Origin of the sequence: Micromonospora sp. NPDC047730, assembly GCF_043204765.1 — a bacterium.
Classification (GTDB): domain Bacteria; phylum Actinomycetota; class Actinomycetes; order Mycobacteriales; family Micromonosporaceae; genus Micromonospora.
Genome location: NZ_JBIDCU010000029.1, coordinates 21,415 through 37,283 on the forward strand (window position 1 = coordinate 21,415; position 15,869 = coordinate 37,283).

Annotated in this window: 25 protein-coding genes; 24 read left to right on the forward strand and 1 reads right to left on the reverse strand. The window is 71.2% G+C overall.

The window, feature by feature from the left end; translation table 11 throughout:
• Positions 1-172: 172 nt before the first annotated feature.
• The 20 genes from ACGF5G_RS33745 to ACGF5G_RS33840 all read left to right on the forward strand — a co-directional run bounded on the left by ACGF5G_RS33745 (position 173) and on the right by ACGF5G_RS33840 (position 11,858).
• Positions 173-901 (forward strand): hypothetical protein, encoded by a 729-nt coding sequence (locus tag ACGF5G_RS33745; RefSeq protein WP_393270594.1) that lies wholly within the window; start codon positions 173-175, stop codon positions 899-901.
• Positions 898-2,316 carry a hypothetical protein gene (locus ACGF5G_RS33750; RefSeq protein WP_393270597.1) on the forward strand — a complete coding sequence of 473 codons (1,419 nt, stop codon included), beginning with the start codon at positions 898-900 and terminating at the stop codon, positions 2,314-2,316. Before ACGF5G_RS33745 ends, ACGF5G_RS33750 begins: the two co-directional genes overlap by 4 nt.
• Positions 2,313-3,464, forward strand: a complete 1,152-nt coding sequence (locus ACGF5G_RS33755) for a hypothetical protein (RefSeq protein ID WP_393270600.1) — start codon at positions 2,313-2,315, stop codon at positions 3,462-3,464. The genes ACGF5G_RS33750 and ACGF5G_RS33755 overlap by 4 nt, the downstream gene beginning before the upstream one ends.
• A 73-nt stretch (positions 3,465-3,537) precedes the next feature.
• Positions 3,538-4,398, forward strand: a complete 861-nt coding sequence (locus ACGF5G_RS33760) for a hypothetical protein (RefSeq protein ID WP_393270602.1) — start codon at positions 3,538-3,540, stop codon at positions 4,396-4,398.
• Positions 4,399-4,462: 64 nt separating this feature from the next.
• Positions 4,463-4,738: a hypothetical protein gene (locus tag ACGF5G_RS33765; RefSeq protein WP_393270604.1), complete on the forward strand. Its 276-nt coding sequence runs from the start codon at positions 4,463-4,465 to the stop codon at positions 4,736-4,738.
• A 25-nt stretch (positions 4,739-4,763) separates the two neighbouring features.
• A complete protein-coding gene (locus tag ACGF5G_RS33770) occupies positions 4,764-5,066 on the forward strand; it encodes a hypothetical protein (RefSeq protein WP_393270607.1) in 303 nt (100 codons plus the stop codon).
• A gap of 216 nt (positions 5,067-5,282) precedes the next feature.
• Positions 5,283-5,495: a helix-turn-helix transcriptional regulator gene (locus ACGF5G_RS33775; protein ID WP_393270610.1), complete on the forward strand. Its 213-nt coding sequence runs from the start codon at positions 5,283-5,285 to the stop codon at positions 5,493-5,495.
• Between the two features lie 64 nt (positions 5,496-5,559).
• Positions 5,560-6,024, forward strand: coding sequence for a hypothetical protein (locus ACGF5G_RS33780; RefSeq protein ID WP_393270613.1), 465 nt, complete (start codon positions 5,560-5,562; stop codon positions 6,022-6,024).
• Complete coding sequence (locus tag ACGF5G_RS33785) at positions 6,021-6,308, forward strand: hypothetical protein (protein WP_393270616.1); 288 nt, start codon at positions 6,021-6,023, stop codon at positions 6,306-6,308. Before ACGF5G_RS33780 ends, ACGF5G_RS33785 begins: the two co-directional genes overlap by 4 nt.
• Entirely contained in the window at positions 6,305-6,919 is a 615-nt protein-coding gene (locus ACGF5G_RS33790) for a hypothetical protein (protein WP_393270617.1), read from the forward strand. The genes ACGF5G_RS33785 and ACGF5G_RS33790 overlap by 4 nt, the downstream gene beginning before the upstream one ends.
• Positions 6,920-7,118: 199 nt before the next feature.
• On the forward strand, positions 7,119-7,718 hold the full coding sequence (locus ACGF5G_RS33795; protein WP_393270620.1) for a hypothetical protein: 600 nt from the start codon (positions 7,119-7,121) through the stop codon (positions 7,716-7,718).
• Between the two features lie 241 nt (positions 7,719-7,959).
• Positions 7,960-8,781: a hypothetical protein gene (locus tag ACGF5G_RS33800; protein ID WP_393270623.1), complete on the forward strand. Its 822-nt coding sequence runs from the start codon at positions 7,960-7,962 to the stop codon at positions 8,779-8,781.
• Positions 8,778-8,951, forward strand: coding sequence for a hypothetical protein (locus tag ACGF5G_RS33805; protein ID WP_393270626.1), 174 nt, complete (start codon positions 8,778-8,780; stop codon positions 8,949-8,951). Before ACGF5G_RS33800 ends, ACGF5G_RS33805 begins: the two co-directional genes overlap by 4 nt.
• The gene (locus ACGF5G_RS33810; protein ID WP_393270629.1) at positions 8,948-9,322 is read left to right on the forward strand and encodes a hypothetical protein; all 375 of its coding nucleotides are present in this window, start codon (positions 8,948-8,950) and stop codon (positions 9,320-9,322) included. The genes ACGF5G_RS33805 and ACGF5G_RS33810 overlap by 4 nt, the downstream gene beginning before the upstream one ends.
• 132 nt (positions 9,323-9,454) lie before the next feature.
• Complete coding sequence (locus ACGF5G_RS33815) at positions 9,455-10,162, forward strand: hypothetical protein (protein WP_393270631.1); 708 nt, start codon at positions 9,455-9,457, stop codon at positions 10,160-10,162.
• A 141-nt stretch (positions 10,163-10,303) separates the two neighbouring features.
• On the forward strand, positions 10,304-10,522 hold the full coding sequence (locus ACGF5G_RS33820; protein WP_393270634.1) for a hypothetical protein: 219 nt from the start codon (positions 10,304-10,306) through the stop codon (positions 10,520-10,522).
• The gene (locus tag ACGF5G_RS33825; RefSeq protein WP_393270636.1) at positions 10,519-10,707 is read left to right on the forward strand and encodes a hypothetical protein; all 189 of its coding nucleotides are present in this window, start codon (positions 10,519-10,521) and stop codon (positions 10,705-10,707) included. The genes ACGF5G_RS33820 and ACGF5G_RS33825 overlap by 4 nt, the downstream gene beginning before the upstream one ends.
• Complete coding sequence (locus ACGF5G_RS33830; RefSeq protein WP_393270637.1) at positions 10,704-10,949, forward strand: hypothetical protein; 246 nt, start codon at positions 10,704-10,706, stop codon at positions 10,947-10,949. The genes ACGF5G_RS33825 and ACGF5G_RS33830 overlap by 4 nt, the downstream gene beginning before the upstream one ends.
• A 196-nt stretch (positions 10,950-11,145) precedes the next feature.
• Positions 11,146-11,415 (forward strand): hypothetical protein, encoded by a 270-nt coding sequence (locus tag ACGF5G_RS33835; protein ID WP_393270638.1) that lies wholly within the window; start codon positions 11,146-11,148, stop codon positions 11,413-11,415.
• On the forward strand, positions 11,412-11,858 hold the full coding sequence (locus tag ACGF5G_RS33840) for a hypothetical protein (RefSeq protein ID WP_393270641.1): 447 nt from the start codon (positions 11,412-11,414) through the stop codon (positions 11,856-11,858). Before ACGF5G_RS33835 ends, ACGF5G_RS33840 begins: the two co-directional genes overlap by 4 nt.
• Here the strand turns inward: ACGF5G_RS33840 and ACGF5G_RS33845 are convergent.
• Positions 11,855-12,007 (reverse strand): hypothetical protein, encoded by a 153-nt coding sequence (locus tag ACGF5G_RS33845; protein ID WP_393270643.1) that lies wholly within the window; start codon positions 12,005-12,007, stop codon positions 11,855-11,857. The genes ACGF5G_RS33840 and ACGF5G_RS33845 overlap by 4 nt on opposite strands.
• Before the next feature lie 79 nt (positions 12,008-12,086).
• On the opposite strand from ACGF5G_RS33845, the gene ACGF5G_RS33850 reads away from it, so the two are divergent.
• From ACGF5G_RS33850 to ACGF5G_RS33865, 4 genes are all read left to right on the forward strand, one after another.
• A complete protein-coding gene (locus ACGF5G_RS33850; RefSeq protein ID WP_393270688.1) occupies positions 12,087-12,284 on the forward strand; it encodes a histone-like nucleoid-structuring protein Lsr2 in 198 nt (65 codons plus the stop codon).
• A gap of 128 nt (positions 12,285-12,412) precedes the next feature.
• Positions 12,413-14,932, forward strand: coding sequence for a phage/plasmid primase, P4 family (locus ACGF5G_RS33855; RefSeq protein WP_393270645.1), 2,520 nt, complete (start codon positions 12,413-12,415; stop codon positions 14,930-14,932).
• Positions 14,929-15,075, forward strand: a complete 147-nt coding sequence (locus tag ACGF5G_RS33860; protein ID WP_393270648.1) for a hypothetical protein — start codon at positions 14,929-14,931, stop codon at positions 15,073-15,075. The genes ACGF5G_RS33855 and ACGF5G_RS33860 overlap by 4 nt, the downstream gene beginning before the upstream one ends.
• On the forward strand, positions 15,072-15,806 hold the full coding sequence (locus ACGF5G_RS33865) for a hypothetical protein (protein WP_393270650.1): 735 nt from the start codon (positions 15,072-15,074) through the stop codon (positions 15,804-15,806). The genes ACGF5G_RS33860 and ACGF5G_RS33865 overlap by 4 nt, the downstream gene beginning before the upstream one ends.
• Positions 15,807-15,869 lie beyond the last annotated feature (63 nt).

Sequence of the window (15,869 nt, forward strand, 5' to 3'; positions counted from 1 at the left end):
CGCCCGCCTCCTCGCATACATCGCGTTTCGAGGAAACGAAGGCGTCGTCGCTTCGGCGGACCTGAAGGTCGCGGCGCTCGCCGTGCCCGGGACGTCCGTCCGGGTCCTGCCCGGTGCGTGCGCGATCAACTCGCGGGCGGCCGGCGGCGCCTATCAGGCGTACGCGGCCCGGATGCCGACCGAGACCGTCGTCCCGATCGCCGCGACCGGCTCGGGCGGTGGCCGGTCGGACCTGATCGTCGCTCGCGTAGAGGATCCCTTCATGCCGGGTGAACCCTGGCAGACCCCTGCGGACGTGAAGGTCGGCCCGTACGTCTATGTGCGCGTGATCGCGGGCGTCCCGGCCGGGACGACCTCGGTCGCCGCTCTGAACCTGGGCTACAGCGCAATCGCACTCGGCCGCGTCGACCTGCCTGCGAACACCGGCACGGTCACGCAGGCGATGATCGTCGACCTGCGGCGGGTCGCGAACCCCCGCCGCGAGCGCTTGGTGATCACGGTCAACCCTGGTCAGCGGTACGACCTAACCGCGACGACCTTCACCGGCCCGTGGACGAACGCGAGCGGGTCCGTCGAGGTCCCGCCCTGGGCCGCGAAGGCGATCATCCGTACGTCCATCGGTGGCGTTGTGGTGACCTCGGGCGTCGCCTGGGGCCAGATCCGCGCCCGCCTCGGCACGCTGACCACGCAGGCGACCCGCTGGGACGACACGGCAACCGGCGACGGTAACCGCCGGTTCTGGCGGGACGCCGACACGCTGTCGGTCCCTTCGGCCCTGCGCGGGACGACCCAGACGGTCACGTTGGAGGCGAACCGGGCGGCCGGGTCGACCGCGGGCGTCTACGCCGACACCTCGTCGAGCCTTGACTTCGACATTGAGTTCGTCGAGGCCCCGGCGTGACCCGCTGGCGGTACATCGCGCAGCGGGCCGTGACTGGCGAGTTCGTCGACTGGGACGTCCCGATCGCCCGCGACGAGCTTTCCTGGTCGCTGTCCGGCCCCGGCTCGCTGCGCGGAACCATCGCCCCGGACGTCGGCCGCCTGCGGGGCCCGGACGGACGCCCCCTGCTCGACGAGTGGGGGACGCTGCTCTACGCCGAGGCCGACGGCGAGATCCGCTGGGGCGGCGTCGTCGTGCAATCGGGCTTCTCGGGGTCGGCCTGGCGTGTCGAGGCCACCGGCTTCACCGCCTACCCGCACGGCGTGCCTTACCTCGACCTGTACTCGAAGGTAGGCGTCGACCCGCTCGACGCCGTCCGCGAGGTCTGGCGGCATGTGCAGGCCCAGCCGGACGGCGACCTCGGGATGCTCGTCGACCCGACCACGACGCCGGTCCGGCTCGGGAAGCCCGTGACCCCCGCCTATCAAGAGGTCCAAATCGGGGGCGTCTGGGTGCGGAAGGACTCCGTCCCCGCGTCGAGCATCGAGCCGTCGGCGTCGGCGAAGCTGAAGGCCAGCATCGACGCTAACGACACGTCGCTAACCCTGGCGGCGCTCGGCGTCTACGCCCAGCTAACCCCGCCCTACCTCGTGACGGTCGGTTCGGAGACGATCCGCGTCGGTGGCCGGACTGGCTCGACGCTGACGGGCCTCACACGCGGGCACGGGACGAGTAAGGCGACCAGTCACCGCGCCGGGACGGTGGTCCGCCACACGGGAACGCCGACCCGGACGGTCGCGGCCCGGCCCGCCGAGCCCTACCAGCTCGCATGGTGGGACGCCCCGGACTGCGGTGGCGAGCTGGACGCCCTCGCCCGGGAAACGCCCTTCGATTACGCCGAAGAGCACTACTGGGACGGCGACAAGATCGCTCACCGCCTGCGGATCGGATACCCCCGCCTCGGCCGGCGGCGTACGGACCTCGCCTTCGTTCAGGGCGACAACGTGACCAGCGTCGTCGCCCCCGAGCGCGACGGCGAGGGCTTCGCGAACGAAGTCGTCGGCCACGGGGCGGGCGAGGGCCGAACGGTCCTTCAGCGCCGGATCCCCGAGCGGGACGGTCGCCTTCGGCGCCCCTTCGTCTACGCCGACAAGTCCGTAACCACGTCGGCCCGTATGGACGCGCTCGCCCGCGCCGAGCTGGCGACGCGCCGACACACGCTCGAAATCGATTCGGTCGAGGTCGTCGACCACCCGAACGCCCCTATCGGCTCGTGGGCCCTCGGCGACGACATCCCGATCCGGGCCGTTATCCCGTGGCTCGGCGAGGTCGAGGTCTGGGAGCGGGTCGTCGGGTGGGCCATGCGAGGCGAAGACCGGGCCGTCCTGAACCTACGTCGAAGCGACGCATTCACCTACGCGAGGAGTCCTGAGTGACCACCGCCGACGACCTGGCTACCCAGATCGCCGACCTGACCCGCCGCATGGAAGCTGTCGAACGCAGCTCGCAGGCCCCTCACACGACCGTCGAGGGCGGGACCTTCGCGGTCCTCGACCCGGACGGTAACCCGGTCTTCCTCGTCGGCGAGGACAGCGACGGCGTTTACACGGCGCAGGCTGCGAACGGCGCCGCGCTGATCGCGTCTGACCTCGACCTACCGGCGGGGTCGATCACCGAAACCGACATCAGCGACGAGGCGATCACCACGCCGAAGCTCGTCGCAAACGCCGTCACGGCCGACAAGATCGAAGCGGGGGCCATCGTCGCCGGGAAGCTGAGTGCCGACGCGATCGACGGCCGCACGATCAGGGGCGCGACCCTCATCGGTGGCGAAATCGTCATGGAGGGTGCCGACGGGTCCGAGATCCGCCTCTACGAAGACCCCGTCGAGGGCGCAAGCCTGACCATGCTCCCCGCCGGGTCGCCGCCCAGCGTGCGCCCGGCGGCCCTGACGACCTACCGCGACCCCGAGTTCACAGACGTCGGTACGGTCCTGCGAGGCCCAGCGGACGACGACGGCCTAGGCACCCCCGAAAAGGGGGCGGAGATCATCCTGACGGGTCAGTCGTTCAATGGGACGATTGAAATGCGGGCCGATTTCGTCAAGGTCGACTCCCAGCACCCGGCCGAGTTCAACAACGCATTTTTCGGGGGCACCGCCGAGGTCACGGACGATCTCACCGTGAACGCTAACGCATCGGTAGCCGGCGGCCTGACGGTCTCAGGGACCGCAACCGTCGGCAGCACGCTCGACGTGACCGGGAAGGTCACCGCGAACGGCGGTCTCGCCGTGACTGGCGCCGCGACCGTCGGCGGCCGGAACGTCGTCACCGGCCCCGGCCGGATCCACTGGCAAGCCGCCACGGTCACCACGAACGCCCAGGGCATCGCGACGGTGCCGCACGCTGCCGGCTTCGTCCCGACGGCCGTCGGCGTCTTCCAAAATGGCGCGACCGGCTCGTCCGCGGTTTCGCTCTTCTACATCACGGGGACGGCGACCTCGACGGCCGTTCAGGTCAAGGCGATGTTGAACGGCGCGGTATTCAGCGGGTCCGTCGGCGTGACCCTGATCCTCGGCGGCTAAGCCGCTGCCCCCGTCCGAAGAGGGCGTTCCCCGCGCGGGAGCGCCCTCTTCGGCGTGCCCGAAAGGAGGCCGCGTGTCCGCGGCACCCGCAAACCTCCTCGCCGTCCGCCGGCTACTGCTCGACCACCTGAACGACGCGCCCGGCCCGGACGACCTCGAACCGATCGAAGTCGGCATCGTCGGCGACACCGCCCACCAGCGCCAGGGCGACTCGTACCACCTGGGCACTCCCGAGCAACGGTCCTACGGCTACTCGGTCGGCGAGTCCCCGCGCGACCGGGCCGGTCTGTCGGTCTACGCCTCGGCCCTCGACGTCGGCGCCTTCAGGGTTACGACCCCGAAGGGGACGTTCGACCTCGCCCACTTCTCGCGATGGTGCGTCGCCCAGTGCGTCGCGGAAGCGCCGGACACCAACGACATTCGGGAAATCATCTACTCCCCTGACGGCCGGGTCGTAAAGCGGTGGGACCGCCTCGGCCGCCGCAGCTCGGGCGACGACTCCCACCTCTGGCACACGCATTTCAGCTTCTTCCGCGACGCGACGCGCTCGGGCCGCGATCAGACGCCGCTCTTCCGCCGCTACCTCGCTCACATCGGACTCATCGACCCCCCGGAGGACGACTTGACCCCCGACCAGAATGCCAAGCTGAACGCGATCTACCAGGCACTTTTCTACGGTGGCTCGTCCTGTGGGGCGACCGTCCCGGCCCCGCACCGCGTCGCCGGCTCGAAGTCGCACGGTAACGCGGTCGTCGACAAGCTGGGCCACATCACCGCGACCCTCGCCGCCGTCGCCGCGAAGGACGGCGCGGACGAAGCCGAGATCGTGTCGGGTGTCCTCGCCGGCCTGAGCCCCGAGACGATCGCCGCCGCGATCCCGACCGACCTCGCCGAGCGTGTCGCCGCCGAGCTGGCCCGGCGTCTGGCGGCGTGACCCAGTGCCCGTACAGATAACGACCGGCGCAGAGAACCCGCCGGGCGCGGACGGAACCGCGTCCATGCTGATCATCCTCGCCCGGTTAGAAGGAAAGGTCGACGTCGTCACCGCCCAGCACGGCGCCCAGCTCGACGAGCACGGGCGCCGCCTGAACGACATCGAGCTTCGCCTTCGCGCCGAGGAGGCACGCCCCGCGACCGCGCCCGAGGTCGACACCCGCCTTCGGGCGGTCGAGTCCCGCCCGGTCGTCACGCCTAAGGCCGTTTGGGCGGCCGTCGCCACGCTGGGCGGTCTGCTCTTCGGCGCCGTCGGTCTCGCCGACAAGTTGCTGTCCTGACGCCCGCCCCCGGAAGGACCCGCCCGTGAACCGCCAGCCCATCGTTAACCGCGCCCTCGTCGTTGCCGGCCTGGGCCTCGTGTACGCCATCCTGGCGCACTTCGGGATCACGCTCCCGCCCGGCATCCGCGAGGCGGTCGAGGCGTTCGCCCTCGCTGCCGCCCCGCTCGCCGTGGCGTACTGGTCCCGCCGCCACACCACGCCCACGAAGGACCCGCGAGACGCCAGCGGAACGCCACTCGCCCCCGTGAAGAGCATCGCTGACCTGCGGCGATACGTCGCGGGCGGACGCGAGGCGGAACGGTACGCCGCCCGCCACCGCCTCTGAACCGCCCACGAACCGCCCGAGACACGCCAACGCCCCGCCTCCCGGCACGCCCGGGGGTGCGGGGCGCTTTGGCGTTTCGGTGGGCGTCACGCCTGGCGGGCTCGGGCGGCGCGCCCGGCGGTCGGGCGGGTGGCTCGGGCGGTCGGGCGTATCCGCCGGGCGGGCGGGCGGGCGGCAGGGGCGGGTGGGCAACCGCCGCCGGGCGATACTGGGCGGGTGAGCGACCCCGAATGGTGGACGACGGGCGACGTCGCGGCGTTCCTGGGCGTGCGCCCGTCAACCGTCACGAACTACCGGAAGCGCGACCAGATGCCGCCCCCGGACCAGACCGTCGGCCGTACGCACATGTGGCGGCCCGCCCGCATCCGGGCGTGGCACGCCAGCCGCCCCCGGCCGGGCGTCGGCGGCCGTCCCCGCGAGAAGGACTGAACACCCCCGCCCGATCTGGCCCACTCCTCCCGTGTCCGACACATCGACACGAGGAGGCCGCCGAATGGCCCTCAGCTATCACGACGTCTACGGGTCCCCCTGGGACCGCGACCCGACCGACGTCCGCGCCCGGCTCGCCAGCGCCGCACCCGAGCGGCCCGCCCCGCTGAAGAAGGGCGACCGCGCCCGGCTGCGCGACGACCTGGGCGGCGGGGCGGTGAAGATCGTAGACGTCTACTTCGCACGCGACCTGTTTCAGGTCCGCCCCGAGAGCGGGAAGCCTGATTTCGTCGTCAGCTCGCACGCCCTGACGAGGACCGGCCCCGAGTGGCGCCCGGGGGACGTGGTCGTCGTCTACTACGGCCCGCGGCGGGCGGCGTACACCTACGTCCGCGGCCGGGAGTCCTGGCCGACCGACGCCGGCCGCGAGCCGAAGTCCGACGAGTGGATGACCGGCATGTTCCTCGACGGCCGCGCGAAGCCGGTCCTTCAGGCCGGCGGCGCGGCGTTCGACGGGGGGCGGCTGTGACCCGCCCGGCCGCCGTCATCGGCCCCATGCTCGCCGAGTGGCGATCCTTGCGGGCGGACCTGCGGGCGATGGAGGAAGCCGAGCACCCCGACGTCACGGACGCCCTCGGGCGGGTCTGGACGTGGGTTAGCGGGGACCTGTACCGCCATGACTCGATGGCCTGGCCGCTGGCGCACGTCCTGAACCCGGCCGTCGGGTGGTCGCGGGCCGGTCTCCTCGACAACCCGAACTATCGATTCTGCGGCGTGTGCCGCGAGGGCATGTCCCGAACGGAGGCCGCGTGACCGCCACCTTCGACCGCGCCGCCGACGGCCTGGCCGCGCTGATCGAGACCGCCTTCCCGAGTCCACCCCTGATCGGTCTCCTCGGTCGCGCCCGCGCCGGGAAGGACACGGTCGCCGGCCGCCTGGTCGAGCGGCACGGTTTCCGGCGCTACGCCTTCGCCGACGCGCTGAAGGAAGCCGCGCTGATCGCCGATCCGATCGTCGTTCCCGTGGACACGGTCGGCGGGTCGCTGCGACTGTCGCATTTCGTACACTCGGTCGGCTGGGAAGCCGCGAAGGAGGTCCGCGAGGTCCGGCGCACGCTTCAGCAATTCGGGGTCGGCATCCGGCACCTAGACCCGCACTTCTGGGTCCGGGTCGTCATGGACGAGGTCAGCGACCCGGACGGCCCGGCGGCCGTGATCACCGACGTCCGCTTCCCGAACGAAGCCGCGGCGATCCGGGCGGCCGGCGGGAAGCTCGTCCGGGTCGTTCGCCCAGGTCAGGACGAGTCGGATCAGCACATCAGCGAGGTAGCGTTGGCAGACTGGCCCGTCGACCACACGCTACTGAACGACACCGACGTTCACGCTCTGATGATCAAGGTTGACGGAATGATAAACACCCTGTAACAAAGGTCACCCTTAGCACTTCAGGACCTAGGCCCCTGTCGCCGGTCGGCATACGCTGATCGTGCGACGGGGGCCTTTCTGCGTTTACCCTCCCAGGGGAACCTAGACACTCCTGAGCCTGGCTTACCAAAACCGGGACAACGTTGGACGTTCAACGCGCCTACGATGTCCCTACCCACTACGCGACAGGACGGCGGCGATGGACCCGGTAGCGACGAAGGACCAGTTAGGCGCGGCCCTCGTGAAGGCGCTTCGCGCCGTGCGGCGGGTCGGCGACAACCGCGAGCGCCGGACCGAGCTTTACCGCGCAATCGCGACAGCGTCCGTCGACCTGCGGGCACACTTCGTCGTCGAGGAGACAGGTCAGCCGGACTGGGCCGGGCGGACCTGGGAGTACCGCGAATACATCCGCGACCGCTACGCCGAGGCGGGCCTATCCCGCGACGAGGCGCGAAGCGTGCAAACGTCCGTCCGCTATCACATTGGGTCCCTCGTACGCGAGCGACTGGACGCCGACCAGCTCGAAGACCTCGGCCTACGCCCCGAGGACATGGCCGAGCGGATGCGCGAGTATCGGAAGGCACAAAGTGCCCAGCTCGCGACGCTGAAGGCCGAGCCAGGGGACCTCGACCTCGGTAAGGCCCTAGCGGGCGCCTTCACGGTCTTGCAAAAGATTTCCCCAGGGCAGATCGCCGAGCTGCGGGGCGCGGCGCGCGAGCAGGCGCGGGCGGTGCTGGGCCGGCTGCTGCGGCACGCCGAGGAGCTTCACGCGGCGAGCGCGCCGGAAGTGAAGAAGTGACGCAGGTTTCTACACTCCCGTATCTATGTCTAAGTCTCCTCCTCCTCCTCTTCTAAGAAGTAATAGGGAAGTGACGAAACTGGGGTCACTTCTACACGCCTAGGGCGGCAACCGCGCCGCCCGCCCCGCGCCCGCCAGGTTCCCGCCCGGCGGGCGTATTGCATTTCCGCAGGTGAACAGGTATATAGCTGCTGGCCCACTAACCCTATGTCCGCATTCGCAGGCATAGGAGGCCCAGCGCATGACTACGCCCAAAATCAATACGATTAGCCGGGGAGGCGCGCGTTTCTACGTGTCGCCCGAGACCGGCGCGAAGGCCCCGGGGGTGACGAGCATCCTCGGGATGCTCCCGAAGCCCTTCCTTCAGCACTGGGCCGCAAAGGTGGTCGCCACCTACGCGATCGAGAACCTGGGGGACCTCGTCGGCATCGCACTCCGCGGCGACCAGGCCGGCGCGATCGACTACCTGAAGGGCGCCCCGCGTCGCGACACGGCGAAGGCCGCCGAGACCGGCAGCGCCGTACACGACCTCTTCGAGAAGATGGCGAAGGGCGAGCCCGTCGGCCGCGTGCATCCCGAGTATCGGGTCTTCCTCGACCACTTCGAGGAGTTCCTGAAGGAGTTCTCGCCCGAGTTCGTCTTCCTCGAAGAGACCGTCTGGTCTGAGACGTGGGACTACGCCGGCAGCTTCGACGCGTACGCGATCATCGACGGCGAGAAGGTCTTCCTCGACTGGAAGACGACCCGGTCCGGCGTTCACCCCGAGGTCGCCCTTCAGCTCGCCGCCTACCGCTTCGCTGACTACATCATCCGGCCCGACGGTAGCCGCGTCCCGCAGCCGCCTTCGACCGGCGGCGGCGTCCTTCACGTCCGGCCCGAGGGCTGGTCGTTCGTGCCGGTCAAGGCCGATGAGGCGACCTTCGAGGTCTTCAAGGTGTTGCGTCAGGTCTTCGACTGGGACCGGATCACGAAGGAGACCGTCGTCGGTTCCCCGATCAACCGCGTCCCCGGCTCGGGCCTGACCGTGAAGCGCACCGCCGCCCCCCGGCGGGCCGCCGCGTGACCGCCGCCGAGCTGGTCCGGACCGTCGCCTCCCACCTCGACGGTGAGTACGCCGAAGACGCCTTCCTGTCCGCGCACGCCGGCGACCTGGGCGAGGTCGTCGTGACCGTCGAGGACGCCGAGACCAGCGAGCGGAAGACCTTCCGCGCGACGTTCGAGGAGACCGCATGATCGCCAGCGCCACCCGCGAAGACGTGATCTGGCTCGCCGGCCTCCTCGAAGGGGAAGGCGCGTTCGACCTTCAGCGGGGCCGGTACCCGCGCGTGCGGGTCGCGATGAAGGACCGCGACGTGGTTGGCCGCGCCGCGACCCTCATGGGCTGCTCGGTCCGGCTGTCGCTGCGCCCGCCGCCGCAGGCTGCGATGTGGCACGCCGAGATTCAGGGGCCCGCGGCCGAGGCCGTCATGCGCGCGGTCCTACCGATCATGGGCGCCCGCCGCTCGGCGAAGATCGCCGAAGTCCTCGGGCACGCCCCGAAGACCTCGAAGGTCCCGGTCGCGATCTCCCGGCCGCCCGGTCTCCCGCTGGACAAGTCCGCCTGAACACCCTGGCCCCCGCTGGCCCACTCACCAAATGACTACCCGTAGCGCGGGGCCTGGGCTTTCAACGCCGCCCAGCCCAAACGACCCGGCTTAGCAGGGCGCCCGCGCGCAACCCTTGGAAGGAGCCCGTACGTGGGCCTGCGTATCTGGGAGACCGACCCCGAGGCCGAGCCGAAGCCTCGCCAGTCGTTCAAAAATGACATCGTCGGCCGCTTCCGCAGCGGCTATCAGGTCAGCGGCCGTCCGGCGAGCCTCGAAAAGTGGCGGGTCACATCGGGAGACCCCGAGGTCGCCGCAGAGGTCCGCCGGCTCTTCGGCGGCGACGCGCCGCAGGCGTGGGAGACCCAGGGGGAAGACAACCTCGAAGTCTTCACGACCGCCGAGAAGGTGAAGATCGTCCTCGACGGTCCGCGGGCGATCCGACAGGAAATGGTCCTCTGGGGCCGGAACGGCGCGATCCGGCGCTGCGACGGCGTCGAACAGACGATGGACGAGGACAAGGGCAAGCCGTGCGAGTGCCCGGCGTCCTACCAGGACCGGAAGGACGCCGCGAAGTCTGGCAAGGGCTGCGCGCCGTCGATCACGGTCTTCTTCACCCTGGCCGACGCCCCCGAGCTGGGGAAGTTCAAGTTCAACAGCGGATCGTGGTCGCTGGTCCGCGACATCGTGACCGCCGAGAAGGCCCTCAGCGAGATCGACGGCCCGGCGTTCGCCTGGCTCGGGCTGGAAGTCGTCGAGTACGAGCAGAAGGCGACCGGCGCGAAGCGGAAGTTCACGAAGCCGGTCGTCGACATCATCGGCGCGGCCCCGAAGCGCGAGGACGACGAACCGCCGTTCTGACGTGCGCTCAACGTTGAGCGAGGAGGGAGGCCGCCCGTGCGTGCCGATTTCGTCTGGAACTAGCTAGTCGAGTGGCCTCGGGGCCGGGGTGCACTCAGACTCCCCCGGCCTCGGGGCCCTCTTCGTTTCTGGGAGGGAAACGTGAGCAGTAGAACCCGGGACTATGTCGGTCCCAACGCCCCGATGTACCGGGCCGCCGCGTACAACGCCGAGGGCGTCTGCGTGCGCGCTCACGGCCCGTACGCCACGAAGGGCGCAGCGTCGCGCCAGCGGCCCCGCCCACCGCGCGGCGGCGTCGTCCGTGTTGAGGAGTGCTTCCCGATCTGGGCCCCGGTCGAGGGGACGGAGGTCGCGGGATGACCGAGCGCGAGCCGTACCTTCCGCCCGTCGTCTGGCGGGTGGCTATCCCCCGGCGGTCGGGTTACCAGACCACGCCCGCGAGCCGGACCTACACGAGCGAGCGGGGCGCGCGGGACTACGCGGCGCGGTACCCGGGCGCCCGCATCTTCCGCGCTGAACAGACCTGGGCCGAGGTGACCGAATGACCATCCGACACACCACCCGCGCACTGACCGGCGCGGTCAGTACAGGCGAGGTCGCGACCCGGCTTGGCTTCCGGCCGCGACGGTCGTCCGACCCTGGCCCGCCCGCCCGCGCCGCGTCGCTGTACTTCTACCCCCGGACCGCGTCCGGCGTCCTGTCCATCACGGACCCGGCCGTCGCCGACGAACTGGCGGCCGAGCTGCGCCAGGTCGCCGCGTACCTGCGTGGGGAGGCCGGCCAATGACGCCCGCCGAGGTCGCCGTCCGGTCCGTCCTGGGCCTTCACGCACCGGTCACGGGTTACTACGCAAACTCGCCGTGGGTGAAGGTCTGCGCGCACTGCACTTCCGGCGGGGATCCGTACACCCACCCCGTGAACAGCGACGAATACCCGTGCGCGACCGTCGCCGGGATCGCGGCGGCGGGGATCGAGGTCCCGAGGTGACCGCCCGCCGCTGCGCCGTCCTGATCGCACTGAACGAAGACGACGCCGCCTACTGGGGCGGGCACGTCGCCGCCGAGCGGTTCGCGTTCACCACGGGCAACGCGCCCCGGATGGTCGAGGGCTTGCGCGTGACGGTCGTCTTCGTGACGCCGAACGCCCAGCGGGGCGAGCGGTTCTGCGAGGTGCGGTCCGCGCTGCGCCGGAATCTGGCGATGATGCGCGGTGCGTCGCGGGCGTTCCACTACCTGAGTGAGGACCCGCGGTGAGCGCCGCGAAGGCGAAGGGCACCGCGTACGAAACCCTGTGCGTGCGGGCCCTGCGCCTCTTCGGCATCCTCGCCCGGCGCGTCGCGCAAGAGGGCTTCGCCGACACGGGCGACCTTCACGGCCTGTCCCCGTGGATCGGCCAGTGCAAGGCGTACAAGTCGTGGGAGGACGCGATCCGGCTCGGCCTCGACGGTGCCGAGAAGCAGCGTTTACACGCCCGCGAGTCCTACGGCGTCGCCTTCGTGAAGCGGGTCCGCCGGTCGGTCGGCGAGAGCTACGCCGTTCAGACGCTCGCGACCTGGGCCCGCGTGTACGTCCGTCTGCGGCGGGCGGAAGCCCTCCTCGCCGAGCTGGCGCCCGAGGCGTTCGCCGGGCACATGGCCCAGGTTGCCGACGAGCTGGCCCGGCCGTTCCCGAAGGGCACCGAGAAGGACGGCGACTAGATCCACCCGAGATCGAAGACCAGCGACACGACGACGAGGACCGGCACGCAGACGACGAGCGAGAAGGCCCCGGCCGCCATCATCGCGAAGCCGAACCGCTCGGGGTCGTCGTCGATTGGCTTCGTCAGCAACTCCCACCAGCGCCGCATGACCCTCCCCTTCCGACAGTGACCCGCGCAGTGTCGCACATGCGCTGAACACTTCGCGCACCCGTGGCCCACTAACCCTCTGACCGCCCAGTACCGGGCCCCGACGACCAGGGAGCACAGCGTGAACGAGACCACCGAGACCCCCACCCTGACCGCGACCCCGAAGGAGGTCCGGGCCTGGGCGAAGGAGAACGGTCACGACGTCGGCGACCGGGGCCGAATCTCGAAGGAGATCAAGGCCGCTTTCCAGGCCGCGACCGGCCGCCTCGCCGCCTGACCGCAGTACCGCACGAAGCCCCCGGCCCCGAGCCGGGGGCTTTCTGCGTTTCCGGCCCGCGTGATCACCCGGCCGCCCGCTGGCCCACTCCACCAGCGTCACACCCGCTCGACGGAAGGACACACCCCGTGACCTTGACCTTGACCGACCTCCTCGCCCGCCTGGGCGCGACCGACGACGCGGACGGCTGGCTCGCCGTCTGCCCGGCGCACGCTGACTCTCGCCCGTCCCTGCGTATCGCCGTCGGCGAGTCCGGCGTGATCCTGCTGAAGTGCCGAGCCGGCTGCGCGACCTTCCGGCAGACCCCGGAGGCGGCCCCGGGAGTGCTCGACGCTCTCGGGATGACCGTCGCCGACCTGGCGAAGATCGACACGAGCGACGCCCCCGTCCGGGCGACGTCGACCAGCACCCCGGCCAGCCCGGCCGCGGTCGCGGCGCTGGCGGCACAGCTCGACCGCTGGGCGGCGGCGCTGACTCTCGACGAGGACGCCGAGGGCCGCGCCATGACCTACGCGTCGCAGCGCTTCGGCCTCACGGTCGAGGACGCGACGCGCCTCGGCCTGGGCCTCGCGCTCGACCTCGGCGGCGGCCCCCGCCTGGTCGTCCCGTTCCGCGACCGCGACGGCGTCCCCCGCGGCTTCCAGGCCCGCGCGCTCGACCCGGCCGCGAAGGTCCGGTGGCTCGGGGCGAAGTCGCCGACGGGCGAGTCCTGGGCAAAGGTCGGCTACCTTCCCGGCGAGGCTGGCTGGTCTGAGCTGGTCGTGACCGAGGGCCCCGGCGACGGTCTGACCGCGTGCGCGACCGGCTATGACGTGGCCTTCGTACGCGGCGCCGGCCTGGCCGCGTCCGTCGCGGACGAGGTCGCCGCCCTGGCCGACGGCCGCCCGGTCGTCGTCTGCGGCGACGCGGATCCGTCGGGCGACCGCTTCGCGCGGGTCCTCGCGGCCGAGCTGGCGAAGCGGGGCCTCTCGGCGCGCAGCGTCCGGCCGCCGGCCGACGGCGACGACCTGACCGACTGGCGGGCCCGTGCGCCCGAGACCTTCGCGACCGACTTCATTCGGGCGGTCGTGGCCTCCCAGGACCCGGGCGGGCTGCGTACCCGGCTCGACGCTTGGACGGACGCGGACCTGACCGAGGTCGCGTCGGCCCGCCGGCTGCGGGAGCACTTCGAGGAGGCCGGCTCGGGCGTGCGCTACTCCCCCGAGGCCGGCTTCTTCATTCTGCGGGCGGGCGTGTGGCGCGCGGACAAGCTCGACGAGGTCCGTACCGCGGCCCAGGACGTCGCGGCGTCGATCTGGGCCGAGGCGGCCGACCTGGCCGAGGCGCTGAAGGAGGTCGAGGCATCCGGCGACCCGGGCGGTGAGGCAAAGGAGCTGAAGGCGCGGGTCGGCAAGCTGAAGAGCTTCGCGAAGTCGGCGAACAGCTCGAAGGGCATCGACGCGATGGTTCGCGAGCTGAAGGCGTTGCGCGGCGTCGCCGTCGACTTCGAGGCGTTCGACCGTCACCATCACCTCCTCGCCGTGCGGAACGGCGTGATCGACCTGCGGACGGGCCGGCTCGGGTCGCACGACCCGGATCTTCTCCTGACCCGGCTCGTCGACCTCGACTACGACCCGGAGGCGACGGCGCCGCGCTGGGAGGCGTTTCTTCGGGAGGTCTTCCCGTACGACCGGCACGCGGGCCTGCCCGAGTACCTTCGCCGCCTGGTCGGCTACGGGATCACGGGCGAGACCGGCGAACAGTGCTTCGTGGTCCACCACGGCGGCGGCGCGAACGGGAAGAGCGTTTACACGGACACGCTGACGGAGGTCTTCCGCGAGCTGGTCGTGACGACCCCGTTCAGCACGTTCGAGGAGAAGTCCTCGGGTGGTATCCCCAACGACCTCGCGGCGTTGAAGGGCGCCCGGTTGGTCTTCGCCGCCGAGGGCGAGCAGGGCAAGCCGATGGCCGAGGCCGTCCTGAAGCGGGTCACGGGCCGCGACGCGATCTCGGCCCGGTTCATGCGGAAGGAGTATTTCGAGTTCCGCCCGACGTTCCTCCTTCAGCTCGCGACCAACTTCCGGCCCCAGTTCAGGGGCCAGGACGAAGGACTCTGGCGCCGCGTCAAGCTGGTCCCCTGGGAGCGGTACTTCACGCCGGCCGAGCGGGACCACAAGCTCGGCGAGAAGTTGCTGACCGAGGCCGTCGGGATCCTCGCGTGGGCGGTCCGCGGCGCCGTCGACTTCTACCGGGACGGCCTTCAGGACCCGCCCGCGATCGTCGGCGCAACGGCCGACTACCGGCAGACGTCCGACGCCCTGGCGGGCCTCCTCCCGGGGGTCTTCGTGCGGGACCCGGACGGGAAGGTCGCCGCCCGGATCGCCTGGGACTCGTACCGCCAGTGGTGCGAGGACGAGGCGCTTCCGCCGAAGGAGCGCTGGACGCGGAAGGCGTTCTTCGCCGCGCTGGAAGAGCGCGGGGCGACGAAGAAGCGGGCGAACGTCGGCGTCGTCTTCGAGGGCATCCGCCTCGGTCGGCCGACCGACCACGCCGCCGAAGAAACCCCGGACGAGGAGAGAACAGCCGCTAGCCCGCTGGCCCACTCCACCAGTGATACCCCTTCCGCCGGTCCCTCGCTGGACGACGTCTTCGCTGGGAGCACTTCATGAAGCGCAAGCTCTACCGCGTGTCCATCCTCGAACGTGAGGGGGTGGACGAGACCGCCGAGGCCTACATGACCGAGGCCGAGGCCGACACCGTCCGCTACCTCGCCGACCTCCTTCCCGGCCTGACGATCGAGGAGGCGGCGTGACCACCCCCGCCGACGACTGCGGCGTGACGGGCGGGTGCCGGGCGTGCCCGCTCTTCACGGCGAACGTGTGCGGCGACCCGGCGCCGACCTTGGGTGACCTGATGACCGAGTACGAACGTCCGTTCGCCGAGAAGTGCGCCGAACGGACCGCTGTACAAGGCCCGGCGTGGGAAGCCGTTCTCCGCGCCGTCGAGCTTGAGTTGCCGGGCATGTGGGAGTCGGCCGACTTTCTCGGCGGTGCGCCGGACGAGGTCCGGCCGCCGGCCCGCGCCGCCCGCTTCGAGGTCGACGGCGCGGGCGTCGTGACCGACCGGGACGACCCCTGGCCGGGATGGGACAAGCCGAACGGCGACCCCGTCCCGGTCTGCGTCCAGACCCCCTCGGGTGTCGTCCCGTGCGGGTCGGCGCGGCTGTGCCGGTCGCCCGAGGAGGTCGCCGCCACCCGCGCGGCGTTCGGGTCGGCCTATCTCCTGGTCGAGCCCACCCGGCCCGACCTGCGTACGCCCGACGAGTGGTCCGAGGTGACCGGCCTGGTCGTCCTCGACCCGGACGGCTGGCGAGCGGACGGGCGGCCCTGGTCCGCGCCGCTCACCCGCGCCGACTTCCTGAAGCGGGCGATGCGCTCGACGCTCGCGAAGGCCCCGGCCGTCGACCCCGACGCCCCCGACGTCGACCCGGCCGAGCCGAAGCCCGAGGGGGCCGGCTGCTGCGGGGGTGGCTGCGGTGCCTGAAGCCCTTGTCGCCCTGGTCCTGTCCGGGCTGGGCCTCGGCGCGCTCGCCGGGGTGGTCTTCGC

What these genes read in the sequence shown, in the direction of transcription:
- ACGF5G_RS33745 (WP_393270594.1), top strand. Translation starts at nt 173, where the DNA reads ATGCCGACCGAGACCGTCGTCCCGATCGCCGCGACCGGCTCGGGCGGT.
- ACGF5G_RS33765 (WP_393270604.1), top strand. Translation starts at nt 4,463, where the DNA reads ATGCTGATCATCCTCGCCCGGTTAGAAGGAAAGGTCGACGTCGTCACC.
- ACGF5G_RS33780 (WP_393270613.1), top strand. Translation starts at nt 5,560, where the DNA reads ATGGCCCTCAGCTATCACGACGTCTACGGGTCCCCCTGGGACCGCGAC.
- ACGF5G_RS33795 (WP_393270620.1), top strand. Translation starts at nt 7,119, where the DNA reads ATGGACCCGGTAGCGACGAAGGACCAGTTAGGCGCGGCCCTCGTGAAG.
- ACGF5G_RS33800 (WP_393270623.1), top strand. Translation starts at nt 7,960, where the DNA reads ATGACTACGCCCAAAATCAATACGATTAGCCGGGGAGGCGCGCGTTTC.
- ACGF5G_RS33810 (WP_393270629.1), top strand. Translation starts at nt 8,948, where the DNA reads ATGATCGCCAGCGCCACCCGCGAAGACGTGATCTGGCTCGCCGGCCTC.
- ACGF5G_RS33825 (WP_393270636.1), top strand. Translation starts at nt 10,519, where the DNA reads ATGACCGAGCGCGAGCCGTACCTTCCGCCCGTCGTCTGGCGGGTGGCT.
- ACGF5G_RS33830 (WP_393270637.1), top strand. Translation starts at nt 10,704, where the DNA reads ATGACCATCCGACACACCACCCGCGCACTGACCGGCGCGGTCAGTACA.
- ACGF5G_RS33845 (WP_393270643.1), bottom strand. Translation starts at nt 12,007, where the DNA reads ATGCGGCGCTGGTGGGAGTTGCTGACGAAGCCAATCGACGACGACCCC.
- ACGF5G_RS33860 (WP_393270648.1), top strand. Translation starts at nt 14,929, where the DNA reads ATGAAGCGCAAGCTCTACCGCGTGTCCATCCTCGAACGTGAGGGGGTG.